The 11,734-nt window shown below is 46.0% G+C and carries 14 protein-coding genes; 6 read left to right on the forward strand and 8 right to left on the reverse strand.

Annotated features, from left to right (window positions below; translation table 11 throughout):
* Nucleotides 1-253: 253 nt before the first annotated feature.
* Entirely contained in the window at nucleotides 254-799 is a 546-nt protein-coding gene (locus tag AB4375_RS14120) for a gamma carbonic anhydrase family protein (protein WP_017069582.1), read from the forward strand.
* On the opposite strand, the gene AB4375_RS14125 is transcribed toward AB4375_RS14120, so the two are convergent.
* From AB4375_RS14125 to AB4375_RS14140, 4 genes are all read right to left on the reverse strand, one after another.
* Complete coding sequence (locus AB4375_RS14125; protein ID WP_017069581.1) at nucleotides 796-1,065, reverse strand: DUF1488 domain-containing protein; 270 nt, start codon at nucleotides 1,063-1,065, stop codon at nucleotides 796-798. The two genes, AB4375_RS14120 and AB4375_RS14125, sit on opposite strands and share 4 nt — an antisense overlap.
* A gap of 18 nt (nucleotides 1,066-1,083) precedes the next feature.
* Complete coding sequence (gene aroE, locus AB4375_RS14130; protein WP_017067739.1) at nucleotides 1,084-1,914, reverse strand: shikimate dehydrogenase; 831 nt, start codon at nucleotides 1,912-1,914, stop codon at nucleotides 1,084-1,086.
* A 77-nt stretch (nucleotides 1,915-1,991) separates the two neighbouring features.
* The gene (gene hemF, locus AB4375_RS14135; RefSeq protein WP_017069580.1) at nucleotides 1,992-2,909 is read right to left on the reverse strand and encodes an oxygen-dependent coproporphyrinogen oxidase; all 918 of its coding nucleotides are present in this window, start codon (nucleotides 2,907-2,909) and stop codon (nucleotides 1,992-1,994) included.
* Between the two features lie 19 nt (nucleotides 2,910-2,928).
* Nucleotides 2,929-3,486 (reverse strand): L-threonylcarbamoyladenylate synthase, encoded by a 558-nt coding sequence (locus AB4375_RS14140; RefSeq protein ID WP_017058767.1) that lies wholly within the window; start codon nucleotides 3,484-3,486, stop codon nucleotides 2,929-2,931.
* Nucleotides 3,487-3,681: 195 nt separating this feature from the next.
* Here AB4375_RS14140 and purE point away from each other — a divergent pair, with 195 nt between their 5' ends.
* Nucleotides 3,682-4,167 (forward strand): 5-(carboxyamino)imidazole ribonucleotide mutase, encoded by a 486-nt coding sequence (gene purE / locus AB4375_RS14145; protein WP_004735777.1) that lies wholly within the window; start codon nucleotides 3,682-3,684, stop codon nucleotides 4,165-4,167.
* Nucleotides 4,168-4,172: 5 nt separating this feature from the next.
* The gene (locus AB4375_RS14150; protein WP_017069579.1) at nucleotides 4,173-5,303 is read left to right on the forward strand and encodes a 5-(carboxyamino)imidazole ribonucleotide synthase; all 1,131 of its coding nucleotides are present in this window, start codon (nucleotides 4,173-4,175) and stop codon (nucleotides 5,301-5,303) included.
* 105 nt (nucleotides 5,304-5,408) lie between these two features.
* On the opposite strand, the gene AB4375_RS14155 is transcribed toward AB4375_RS14150, so the two are convergent.
* From AB4375_RS14155 to AB4375_RS14170, 4 genes are read right to left on the reverse strand one after another with little or no spacing between them, the layout of a single operon-like run.
* The gene (locus AB4375_RS14155) at nucleotides 5,409-5,978 is read right to left on the reverse strand and encodes a type I DNA topoisomerase (protein ID WP_017069578.1); all 570 of its coding nucleotides are present in this window, start codon (nucleotides 5,976-5,978) and stop codon (nucleotides 5,409-5,411) included.
* A gap of 12 nt (nucleotides 5,979-5,990) precedes the next feature.
* Entirely contained in the window at nucleotides 5,991-6,467 is a 477-nt protein-coding gene (locus tag AB4375_RS14160; RefSeq protein ID WP_029235095.1) for a DUF494 family protein, read from the reverse strand.
* Between the two features lie 3 nt (nucleotides 6,468-6,470).
* The gene (gene dprA, locus AB4375_RS14165) at nucleotides 6,471-7,583 is read right to left on the reverse strand and encodes a DNA-processing protein DprA (RefSeq protein WP_372051836.1); all 1,113 of its coding nucleotides are present in this window, start codon (nucleotides 7,581-7,583) and stop codon (nucleotides 6,471-6,473) included.
* Nucleotides 7,580-8,671: a LysM peptidoglycan-binding domain-containing protein gene (locus AB4375_RS14170; RefSeq protein WP_372051837.1), complete on the reverse strand. Its 1,092-nt coding sequence runs from the start codon at nucleotides 8,669-8,671 to the stop codon at nucleotides 7,580-7,582. The genes dprA and AB4375_RS14170 overlap by 4 nt, the downstream gene beginning before the upstream one ends.
* Nucleotides 8,672-8,811: 140 nt before the next feature.
* Here AB4375_RS14170 and def point away from each other — a divergent pair, with 140 nt between their 5' ends.
* The 3 genes from def (at nucleotide 8,812) to rsmB (ending at nucleotide 11,682) form a co-directional block, all read left to right on the forward strand.
* Nucleotides 8,812-9,324, forward strand: a complete 513-nt coding sequence (def, locus tag AB4375_RS14175) for a peptide deformylase (RefSeq protein ID WP_017058772.1) — start codon at nucleotides 8,812-8,814, stop codon at nucleotides 9,322-9,324.
* A 37-nt stretch (nucleotides 9,325-9,361) separates the two neighbouring features.
* Nucleotides 9,362-10,309 carry a methionyl-tRNA formyltransferase gene (gene fmt, locus AB4375_RS14180; RefSeq protein WP_372051838.1) on the forward strand — a complete coding sequence of 316 codons (948 nt, stop codon included), beginning with the start codon at nucleotides 9,362-9,364 and terminating at the stop codon, nucleotides 10,307-10,309.
* Nucleotides 10,310-10,401: 92 nt separating this feature from the next.
* Nucleotides 10,402-11,682: a 16S rRNA (cytosine(967)-C(5))-methyltransferase RsmB gene (rsmB, locus tag AB4375_RS14185; RefSeq protein WP_017058774.1), complete on the forward strand. Its 1,281-nt coding sequence runs from the start codon at nucleotides 10,402-10,404 to the stop codon at nucleotides 11,680-11,682.
* The last annotated feature ends 52 nt before the right edge of the window (nucleotides 11,683-11,734 follow it).

An 11,734-nucleotide genomic window follows, 5' to 3' on the forward strand; every position in this document is an offset into this window, starting at 1 on the left:
GTCAACCACTATTTTCAAAATTTTTTTCAAGCGCTTAGCTTGGCTAATTTGACCTGCTGATTCGTTTTGGTTTCTTACGAAGCCTTCCCGTTTCAACGAGGTCGCATTATAGAGATTTCGATCACACTGGCAAGCCCTTTTTGAAGTTTTTCTTACTTTTTTGATTGTTCGAGCGTTTTTTGTTCAAAACATGCCATTTTCACTAGTATTCCTCTTAATTAAGGGCTTAATGTGCCTATATAAAGGAGGATTTATGAGTTCAATACGCAGTTATAAAGGTATATCACCTCAGATCGGGAGAGACGTCTATATAGATACAAGTTCGGTACTGGTTGGTGATATCAAAATCGGTGACGACTCTAGCGTGTGGCCTTTGGTTGCAGCTCGAGGAGATGTAAACCACATTCATATTGGAGATAGAACGAATATCCAAGACGGCAGCGTTTTGCACGTCACCCATAAGAATGCAGAAAACCCTGAGGGTTATCCTCTATTAATAGGTAATGATGTCACTATCGGACATAAAGTAATACTGCATGGCTGCACAATTGAAGATCGTGTACTTGTTGGCATGGGAGCTATCGTGTTGGATGGCGTGATTATCAAACAAGAAGTCATGATTGGTGCTGGTAGCTTAGTGCCGCCTAATAAGATACTTGAAAGTGGTTACCTATATGTAGGAAGCCCAGTAAAACAAGCACGCCCATTAAATGATAAAGAGCGTGCCTTTTTACAGAAGTCCGCTGACAACTATGTTCAGAATAAAAACGACTATCTAGACTCTGTACTTCCAGTCTAAAGCGCTTTGATCTGAATCCGATTAGAGGAGTCATACTCCTCTTCTTCTATTAACTCTTCCGCTAGCTCTTCAATATCGAAACGTAACTCAGAAAAGATAACTAAAGCTTGATCGCCCTCTTTTATCTCTTTACCTACCAATCGTGATAATTCTTCAATAGACATGACACATTCAATCAATGCGCCCGACTGTTGTGCAGGGAAGGTGATTGTTTGATTCTCTTCATTCCAATCTTGGATATCTGGAAATAGAATTGATTGATTCATTTTTTTATAAATACCTCATTACATCTCTAGGTTTTTACGTAATTCTCTTAAAATCTGTTTTGTTCCCGGACGAAGACCACGCCAAAGCATAAAGCTTTCTGCTGCCTGCCCCACTAGCATACCCAAACCATCATAAGCAGCATGAACACCATTATCTAATGCCCATTGATTGAATACCGTCGTTCCAGATCCATAAACCATGTCATAAACGGCGCTAGTAGAATTGAAAATCACCTCAGACACTTCAGGAAGCTGCCCGCTTAGACCAGATGAGGTAGAGTTAATAATGACATCAAAGCCTTCATTAACATCACTTAGACCCATCCCCTTGATGTTGCCATGCGACGAAAACATCTCAGCCAGAAGTTCAGCCTTGGAGCTGGTTCGATTAGCGACCACCAGCTGTTGTGGCTTTTGGTCGAGAAGAGGTTGAATCACTCCTCTCGCAGCACCACCAGCGCCAAGAAGAAGAACACGTGCTCCTTTTAGCGTGACTTGATGTTGAAGCAGGTCTTGAACTAAGCCCTCACCATCGGTGTTATCACCAATGATCTCTCCATCATCTAACTTCTTAAGGGTATTTACGGCACCAGCTAGTTCAGCTCTCTCAGTTAGGCGATTGGCTAACTGATAGGCATCTTCTTTAAAAGGCGCTGTGACATTGCACCCTCGACCACCTTCGCTGAAAAAGGTTTTGGCAGCAGTGATAAATTGACCGTGCTCTGGCTGTAATGCTGTATAGGTAAGTTGTTGGCTGGTTTGGCGAGCAAATAATGTGTGAATGAATGGCGATTTGCTTTGCCCAATAGGATTACCGAAAACGGCATAACGATCTACTTGCTGTGTCATATCCTTACCTAACAGAAATAATAAAAAGGGTCATCTATATAGATGACCCTATCACTATCCCTATAAGGAAGGAAGAACTACCAAACTCGAGGTTTGAGGTAGTCACTATAAAGCAGAGCTTCTGGTGAGCCCGCTTGCGGTTCATAGCGATATTCCCAACGAGCCAACGGCGGCATCGACATCAATATAGACTCTGTGCGCCCACCGCTTTGCAGGCCAAATAAGGTACCACGGTCGTAAACTAGGTTGAATTCAACATAGCGGCCACGACGGTATAGTTGGAAGTCACGCTCACGTTCGCCATAAGGTGTATCTTTGCGACGCTCGACAATAGGTAAGTACGCCGCAGCAAAACCTTCACCGACAGCCTGCATATAAGCAAAGCTCTTATCGAAACCCCACTCATTTAAGTCATCAAAGAACAGACCACCAACACCACGTGTTTCGTCTCGGTGAGGAAGATAGAAGTACTTATCACACCACTCTTTGTGTTCTTGATAAACATCATCACCAAACGGCGCACAAAGATCTTTAGCAGTTTGATGCCAAGATTGGCAATCTTCATCGACAGGATAAAATGGCGTTAAGTCAAAACCACCACCAAACCACCAAATCGGGTCTTCCCCTTCTTTTTCCGCAATGAAGAATCGAACGTTCGCGTGTGAGGTTGGGATATATGGGTTTTTAGGGTGGATAACTAATGAAACCCCCATCGCCTCAAACTTACGTCCGGCTAACTCAGGACGGTGAGCGGTTGCAGAGGCAGGCATTGCTTTACCAGCGACGTGAGAGAAGTTAACTCCACCCTGTTCAAATAAAGCACCATTGGTCATCACGCGAGTACGACCACCGCCACCTAGACGATCGCCAGGTTCTCGCTCCCATGCATCTTCTTCAAACAACGCTACACCATCAGCTTGCTCAAGCTGCTGGCAAATCGAATCTTGTAGGCTCAGTAAAAACTGCTTTACTGCTTCTTTATCAATTGCTGACATCTTACTTCCTTTGCAGGGTTTAACCCTGTCTTAATATTTTCGACGTTTTTGCATCTCTAATTTCGCTTGGCTTCTCACGGCCACCCGTTTGGCCTTCTAGAATCGCGACTAAGTGTTGACCCAGTTGCTGTTGAACTTCTTCAGTCGTCATACAAGGCGGCTCGCCAGTCAGGTTGGCACTGGTAGAGGTTAACGGCTTGCCGAACTCATTACACATTCTTTGAACCAAAGGGTGATCCGTCACTCGTACCGCGATGGAATCAAACTGGCCGCTGACCCAGTCAGTAACTTTGCTGCTGGTTGGCATAATCCAAGTGACCGGACCTGGCCATGTCGCTTTCACTGTTACCAACTGTTCTTCCGTCAACTGGCTTTCATCAATATAAGGAAGCAGCTGCTCGTAACTTGCAGCAATCAAGATCAAGCCCTTTTCAACTGGACGCTGTTTTAACTCGAGTAATTTCTTGATGGCATGTGGATTATCAGGATCACAACCAACCCCAAAAACGCCTTCGGTCGGGTAAGCAATGACTTCACCTTGTTGTAATGCCTGCAATGTATGTTGAAAGTTATCCACGGGTTGCCTCATTAAGTCAGTTATCGAACTCGCTAAGTGTACAAATTATCATTCACTGTGACTAAAGCTATTTGTTTATAAAATGTATCAATTAACAACTTAGACTGACGCAAACGTTTTCCTTAAGTAATTTTACCCGTATAATGCGCGCAAAATATCTAATCACTAATTAAATCGTACCTGAAGGAGTTTGAGATGACTGTCGGTATTATCATGGGTTCTAAATCTGATTGGCCAACAATGAAGCTAGCTGCAGAAATGTTGGATCAGTTTGGCGTGGCGTACGAAACAAAAGTGGTTTCTGCTCACCGCACACCTCAGTTGCTTGCAGACTACGCAACCAGTGCGAAAGAGCGCGGTATTAAAGTAATTATTGCTGGTGCTGGCGGTGCAGCGCACCTTCCGGGCATGGCTGCTGCTTTCACAAGCGTACCAGTTCTGGGTGTTCCAGTTCAGTCTAAAGCACTGAAAGGCATGGACTCTCTGCTTTCTATCGTGCAGATGCCAAAAGGTATCGCGGTAGGTACTTTGGCTATCGGTGAAGCTGGCGCTGCCAATGCAGGCATCCTAGCGGCTCAAATCATTGGTACACACAATGAAGAAGTAATGGCAAAAGTAGAAGCATTCCGTTCTGAGCAAACAGAAACGGTTTTGGCTAATCCAAACCCTGCAGAGGACTAATTTCCATGCATGTTCTTGTGTTAGGCGCGGGCCAACTTGCTCGCATGATGTCCCTAGCTGGGGCACCGCTGAATATTGAAATTTCTGCTTTTGATGTTGGCAGCAAAAATATTGTTCACCCATTAACGCAAGCGATTCTAGGTAACGGCTTAGAAAATGCGATTGAGCGTGCGGACGTCATTACTGCTGAATTCGAACATATTCCTCACGATGTACTTGAGGTGTGTGAGCGCAGCGGTAAGTTCTTACCGACAACAGAAGCAATCAAAGCTGGCGGTGACCGTCGTCTTGAAAAAGCCCTGTTAGACGAAGCGAACGTGAAGAATGCTAAGTACTACGTGGTTAACTCTCGCGAAGACTTTGACGCTGCAATTGCTTACGTTGGCTTACCAATGGTGTTGAAGAGCACACTTGGCGGCTACGACGGCAAGGGCCAATGGCGCTTAAAGACATTAGACAATGTTGACGCGACTTGGGCAGAAATGGCTGAGTGCATTACCGCGACCGACAACCAAGCGATTGTGGCTGAAGAGTTTGTTCCGTTTGACCGCGAAGTATCACTGGTTGGTGCTCGTGATACCAATGGCGAGGTTCAAGTGTATCCACTGGCTGAGAATGTTCACACCGACGGCGTGTTGAGCTTATCGACAGCGATTGATGACATTGAACTGCAAGAGCAAGCTAAAGCCATGTTCACTGCCATTGCTGAGCGTTTAGATTACGTTGGCGTGCTAGCACTTGAGTTCTTTGATGTTCAAGGTTCACTGCTTGTTAATGAGATTGCACCACGTGTTCATAACTCGGGCCACTGGACGCAACAAGGCGCAGAGACTTGTCAGTTTGAAAACCACCTACGTGCAGTGTGTGGCATGCCACTAGGTAGCACTAAACTGATTCGTCCAACCGCAATGATCAACATTCTTGGCGAAGATACTCTTCCTGAGGCTATTCTTGCTCAAGGTGGTTGTCATGTTCATTGGTATGGCAAAGAAAAGCGTGCAGGTCGCAAGATGGGTCACATTAACGTGAGCGCTGACTACAACGCAGAATTACAAAGAGCTTTGTGCTCATTGGCTGAGATTCTTGATAAGCAAGCCTACCCTGCTGTGCATGAGTTTGCTGAGCAGATGAAGTAAGCCTACATTGGCTTATTGATATAAAAAGTTTATTGGATACAAAAACGGCGCTCAGTGAGCGCCGTTTTTTTGTTTCTGGTCATTCACTTACTGTGATTAACATGACTACTGAGATTGAATGTGATGACACTTGCGATCAGCACATTGCTTCTTAGTGCCACTGGCTGTTTTCTTCTCAAGTAACAACGGGAACTGGCACTCTTCACAACGACCTATAACTGGTGGCTGATTAACGGCGAACTTACACTTAGGGTAGTTATCACACGCATAGAAGGTTTTGCCATAGCGAGATTTACGCTCAACCAAGTGGCCTCGACCACACTCAGGGCAGGCAACAAGTGGCTGCTCTTCAGGTTGTTCTTTCGGTTGGTCCAAAGATTCGATGTGATTACACTCTGGATAACTGCTACAGCCAATGAACATCCCAAAGCGACCTTGCCTTAATACCAATTCGTTTTGGCATTTAGGACACGGAACGCCCAGCTCTTTCACCACATGACCATCATTTTGATGAAGAGGCTTGATGTAATCACAGCTCGGATACTGCTTACAGCCTAAAAATGGGCCGTGCTTACCATGGCGAAGCTGAAGCTCCCCACCACACTGTGGACATGGTTCATGCTCTAACGCATGTTCATGTGCTGAAAAAAGCTGATTATCAATCTTACTACTCATGATAAGCCTGTATTAATGCAAGATACCTTGCTCTTTGGTGTACAACAGCTCTTCCATTTGCGTGTAAGCACTTTCATTACCCGGTACATTGAACAGTACCATTAAGATAATCCACTTCAGATCATCCAACTCAAATTCATTGGTCTCTAACCCCATGACACGATCAATCACCATTTCACGAATCTCTGTCGTGAGGACGTTGATCTGCTCAAGGAACAACAAGAAACCACGACACTCCATATTAATACGTGATATCTCTTTACTTGTGTAAACACGCATCGAGGTATTAGAGCACATAGTAATCGCCGCTTGGTTATCGGTATCTTGCAGTGCAGCAAGGTCTTCTAACCAATGGAGAGCCTTATAAATATCATCTTGGTGAAACCCCGCTCGAAGAAGTTCATCTTCAAGTTCGTCTTGATCCACCTGCAATTCAGAATCGCTATGGATGTAGGTTTCAAACAAGTACATCAGTATGTCCATCATCATAGCTTAGCCTCTCCCCTTTCGAATATAGCCACCGGAAACTGCAACAACATGCCCTGAGAGCTCAAGCTCTAAAAGCTGCATCATGACTTCATGCACAGGTATATGGGTTCTCTGTGCCAAAATATCAACGGGTGTCGCCTCTAATCCTACGTTAGCTAACAGCTGTGGAAATGGCAATTGTTCATTTTCACCCTCATTCGGCGTAGGTTCGAATAAGCTCGGCTGCTGATCTATAGACCAGTTTAACAGACTCTTTATTTCAATCAGAACATCTTGAGCATTTTGTACTAAACATGCTCCAGCTTTAATTAAGCTATTACCTCCGCGACTGGTTGGGCTATGAATTGAACCGGGCAGCGCAAACACCTCTCGGCCTTGCTCCATGGCATAGCGAGCCGTAATCAAAGAACCACTCTTTTCAGCTGCTTCCACCACCAAGGTTCCTAACGACAAGCCACTTATAATACGGTTACGACGGGGGAAATGTTCAGGTCGTGGTTTGGCGCTTGGACGAAACTCTGAAATCAGCGCTCCGTTCTCACAGATCCTCTCAGCTAGATTTCGGTGGCGGGCAGGATAAATGGAGTCCAAGCCAGACCCCAACACTGCAAAAGTTTCCCCTCTTTTATCTAGAGCACCATCATGAGCATAGCCATCGATACCTAAAGCTAAGCCACTGGTGACAATTAAACCGTTTTGGACAAACTCTTTGGCGAAGGACTTGGCGGTCTGCAGTCCTTCAATACTGGCATTGCGGCTGCCGACCATCGCGATTTGAGGCTCGATCAGTTTTTCAACGTGACCTTTAACGAAAAGAACACTGGGCGCAGAGGCAATCTCATTAAGCAGTTTGGGATAACGTGGGCAATTAGGGGTAATGATGTGATGGTTAGGCTGTTTTGCTTGCCATGATAAGCAAGCCTCCACTTCTCTTGGGGCTTGCTCTCTTAGATAAGAAATTTGTTTGCCTGATAAACCCATCACTTGCAGCTGCTGGCTTGAGTAGCCAACAATGTTCGAAGGGGAATCGATACTCAGCAGGCGAGAAAGGCGTTTGCCACCCAATTGAGGAACAAAACTTAGAGTTAGCCAAGCACTCAGTTGTTGCTCATTCACTCGGTGCCCTTAACCTCTTCTGTCAAAGCAAGATCCAAAGGCGATACTGCCAGAATGCCCTTGCTAACAGGCTTAGAGCTCTGAGTGATCAACGCGAGGCTAAAATACTCATAAGGACGAATGACCATCAAGCTACCGAGCGAGGTACTTGGTAGCTGCACTTTATTACTCGCCGCAGACTCTTTATAGCTGTATTCACCCTGCTTACCAAACACCACAGCACCGCTTTCACTGAGGGTAAACATAGAACCTTGGCGAAGGTTATCCTGTGAACCTTTGTTGATCACCACTACCTGATTCTTCGCGCTGTACTGGCTGCCATCTAATGAGCCCAAGATATTAGCAAACTGACCTGCCGCACTAGGTGCAGGATAAAACGTGGTAGAGAGCTTCACCTGATCAACACCAAGTTCTGGTAGCACAAGGTCATTAAGCAGCACCTCTTGCAGCTGAGTGTCTATCTGCAAGCTGCTGAACTCAGCATCCACCTCTTTTAAGCGCGCAGTGGCGACCAGTCGCAAAGAGGTAATACTCGCTTGGGGTTGCTGCCGTTGGTAGGTTTCAACTGCGCGGTAGATACCCCACTTTTGATGTTGTTGGTTACCTGAGATAAACAACCGGTCTGCACCCGATAAGAAACGTTTACCATCACTGGTTCCTAATACTCGTTGTGCCGATTCGATATCTTGCTGCTCTACCAAGCGATCAGACTGTAAATAAGGTAGAACCAGTCCCTCGTTGACGGTAGGTACTGCTTTCTTCTCAGAAACACGAATCTTAGGGCTGAGTTTGATAACAGGCTTGAGGCTCAAGACAGGTTCACCATTAATCCAAACCAACGACAGTTTGTCTCCGGGATAAATAAGGTGAGGATTTTCTATCTCAGGGTTTACCTGCCATAACCTTGGCCACAACCACGGGCTATCAAGATACATCGCAGATATATCCCATAAGGTATCGCCCTTTACCACCACATACGCCTCAGGTGCGCCCTGCTTAATGGTTAAAGGTTGAGCGCTATTTTCAGCCGTAGCGGCGAACGAAAGCGAGGCACAAACAAGAGAAAAAATGGGAGAAAAATGACGCATGACCTAGGTTCCTTGGTCTGAATATATGACATCTGATTTGAGAATTACCTTCAGGATGCTGTCATTTGACCTCTAAAATGTCTAGAATTGAGCCAACAAGGTTTAAGCTGTTTCGGCACAGTTCAATATTTCGAGTGTATATGTCTGTATTACAAGTATTAACATTACCAGATGATCGTCTACGTACCGTGGCGAAACCGGTAAAAGAAGTTACCCCAGAGATTCAAAAGTTCGTTGATGACATGATTGAAACCATGTACGACGAAGAAGGTATCGGCCTTGCGGCAACGCAAGTAGATTTCCACCAACGCATCGTTGTTATCGATATTTCAGAAACACGTGATGAGCCAATGGTGCTTATCAACCCTGAAATTACTGAGAAGCGCGGCGAAGATGGAATCGAAGAAGGCTGCCTATCTGTACCAGGCGCTCGAGCTCTAGTACCTCGCGCTGCAGAAGTAACGGTTAAAGCACTAGACCGTGACGGCAACGAATTCACATTCGACGCTGACGACCTTCTGGCTATCTGTGTTCAGCACGAACTTGACCACCTAGAAGGCAAGTTGTTTGTTGATTACCTATCGCCACTAAAGCGTAAACGTATCCAAGATAAGCTAGCGAAGATTAAACGTTTCAACGAGAAACAAGGTTAATAACCGCTGCTATTACTAAATTAGAAGGAAGCCTACCTTGAGTCAGTCTTTAAGAATTGTCTTTGCAGGTACTCCGGATTTCGCCGCCCGTCACTTGGCGGCGTTGTTGTCTTCGGAGCATGAAGTTGTTGCTGTTTACACACAGCCAGATCGCCCAGCAGGCCGCGGTAAAAAACTCACTGCGAGCCCAGTAAAAAACATCGCACTTGAAAACAATATTCCGGTTTACCAACCAGAAAACTTCAAGTCAGATGAGGCTAAGCAAGAGCTAGCTGAATTGAACGCTGACATCATGGTTGTTGTCGCTTACGGCTTATTGCTTCCGCAAGTTGTATTAGATACACCTCGCTTAGGTTGTATCAACGTACATGGCTCTATCCTACCGCGCTGGCGTGGTGCTGCTCCGATTCAACGCTCTATTTGGGCAGGTGATAAAGAGACAGGCGTGACGATCATGCAGATGGATATCGGCCTAGATACTGGCGACATGCTAAGTATCGCGACGCTGCCTATCGAAGCGACAGATACTAGCGCATCAATGTACGAGAAATTAGCGGGCCTTGGCCCTGATGCGCTTGTTGAATGTCTAGCGGACATCGCTTCTGGCAAAGCAGTTGCAGAAAAGCAAGACGATGAGCTTGCGAACTACGCGAAGAAGCTAAGCAAAGAAGAATCGCGTATCAACTGGAGTGATGAAGCTGCGCATATTGAGCGCTGCGTTCGTGCCTTCAACCCATGGCCAATGAGTCACTTTGAAGCTGCTGAGAACAGCATTAAAGTATGGCAAAGCCGTGTGGCAGAGCAAACTTCTGATAAGCCTGCAGGTACCATTCTGCAAGCGGATAAAACTGGTATCTATGTTGCGACAGGGCAAGGCGTACTTGTTCTTGAACAACTGCAAGTTCCAGGTAAAAAAGCCATGTCAGTTCAGGATATCTTGAACTCACGTGCAAGCTGGTTTGAAGTTGGTACACAACTTTCTTAATCCGCTTTTAAAGCTGCTAATTACGCAGCTTAGAAAACCTTTACGAGGGCAGAGATGCCCTCATGTATTCAAATAAATATTCGGTACCCCTCATGAATGTTCGCGCTGCTGCTGCAAATGTCCTATTCCAAGTTGTCGATAAAGGCCACTCTCTGTCACACGCTCTCCCTGCGGCTCAAAAAACGATCCGTCCACGAGACCATGCTCTACTGCAAGAGATTTGCTACGGCGCACTTCGTTACCTGCCTCGTTTAGAGTCAATCGCTAACGAACTGATGGAAAACCCGCTTAAAGGTAAAAAGCGTGTATTCCACCACCTAATCTTGGTGGGCATTTACCAACTAAGCTTCATGCGTATCCCTTCGCATGCCGCGGTTGCTGAAACGGTTGAGGGCACTAAAACACTGCGTGGTCCAAGCCTGAGTGGTTTGATCAACGCTGTGCTACGTAGCTACCTACGTGACCAAGAAGAACTGGACGAGAAAGCCGTTAGTCACAATGCAGGCAAATACGGCCACCCAAGCTGGATTCTAAAAATGCTTCAAGAGAGCTACCCAGATCAATGGGAGCAACTGGTTGAAGCAAACAACAGTAAGGCACCAATGTGGCTGCGCGTTAACCGCCAACACCACACTCGTGACGAGTATGTTGAACTGCTTAAAAACGAAAACATTGAATACACATTGCACCCTGAAGCTGCTGATGCCATAAAATTAGCTGCACCTTGTGATGTTACTTTGCTTCCTGGCTTCGACAGAGGTTGGGTATCAGTGCAAGACGCTGCCGCTCAGCTTTCGGTTGATTACCTAACACCAAAAGATGGTGAGCTGATCTTAGATTGTTGTGCTGCACCAGGTGGTAAAACGGCACACATTCTTGAGCACACTCAAGATACTGAAGTGGTTGCGATTGACTGCGACATCAAACGTCTAGACCGCGTTTACGATAACCTTGAGCGCCTGCAACTGCGTGCCGACGTAATTTGTGGTGATGCTCGCTACCCTGAAGAGTGGTGGATGGGTGATAAGTTCGACCGTATTCTGCTTGATGCACCTTGTTCAGCGACTGGCGTCATTCGCCGTCACCCTGACATCAAGTGGCTACGTCGTGCGTCTGACATTGATGCGCTGGCTGAACTGCAAAGCGAGATTATGGATGCAATGTGGCGTCAGCTGAAAGAAGGCGGCACCATGGTTTATGCGACTTGTTCTATCACGCCGCAAGAAAACGTGCTGCAAGTGAAAGCATTCCTAGCACGCACTGAGAACGCTACGTTGGTTGGGTCTGATATCGAAAATCCGGGTCGTCAAATACTACCTGGAGAAGAAGATATGGATGGCTTCTACTACGCAGTTCTAGTAAAACAGGCATAATAACTAACAGCGGCTAAGAATTTATTTCTTAGCCGCTGTTTCTTTCTAGTGC

Source organism: Vibrio sp. 10N.261.51.C6 (assembly GCF_041471785.1).
In the GTDB taxonomy this organism is placed as follows: domain Bacteria; phylum Pseudomonadota; class Gammaproteobacteria; order Enterobacterales; family Vibrionaceae; genus Vibrio; species Vibrio crassostreae_C.

Coding starts and splice junctions, on each gene's coding strand:
- AB4375_RS14120 (WP_017069582.1), top strand. CDS start 254: ATGAGTTCAATACGCAGTTATAAAGGTATATCACCTCAGATCGGGAGA.
- AB4375_RS14125 (WP_017069581.1), bottom strand. CDS start 1,065: ATGAATCAATCAATTCTATTTCCAGATATCCAAGATTGGAATGAAGAG.
- aroE (WP_017067739.1), bottom strand. CDS start 1,914: ATGACACAGCAAGTAGATCGTTATGCCGTTTTCGGTAATCCTATTGGG.
- hemF (WP_017069580.1), bottom strand. CDS start 2,909: ATGTCAGCAATTGATAAAGAAGCAGTAAAGCAGTTTTTACTGAGCCTA.
- purE (WP_004735777.1), top strand. CDS start 3,682: ATGACTGTCGGTATTATCATGGGTTCTAAATCTGATTGGCCAACAATG.
- AB4375_RS14150 (WP_017069579.1), top strand. CDS start 4,173: ATGCATGTTCTTGTGTTAGGCGCGGGCCAACTTGCTCGCATGATGTCC.
- AB4375_RS14155 (WP_017069578.1), bottom strand. CDS start 5,978: ATGAGTAGTAAGATTGATAATCAGCTTTTTTCAGCACATGAACATGCG.
- AB4375_RS14160 (WP_029235095.1), bottom strand. CDS start 6,467: ATGATGATGGACATACTGATGTACTTGTTTGAAACCTACATCCATAGC.
- AB4375_RS14170 (WP_372051837.1), bottom strand. CDS start 8,671: ATGCGTCATTTTTCTCCCATTTTTTCTCTTGTTTGTGCCTCGCTTTCG.
- def (WP_017058772.1), top strand. CDS start 8,812: ATGTCTGTATTACAAGTATTAACATTACCAGATGATCGTCTACGTACC.
- rsmB (WP_017058774.1), top strand. CDS start 10,402: ATGAATGTTCGCGCTGCTGCTGCAAATGTCCTATTCCAAGTTGTCGAT.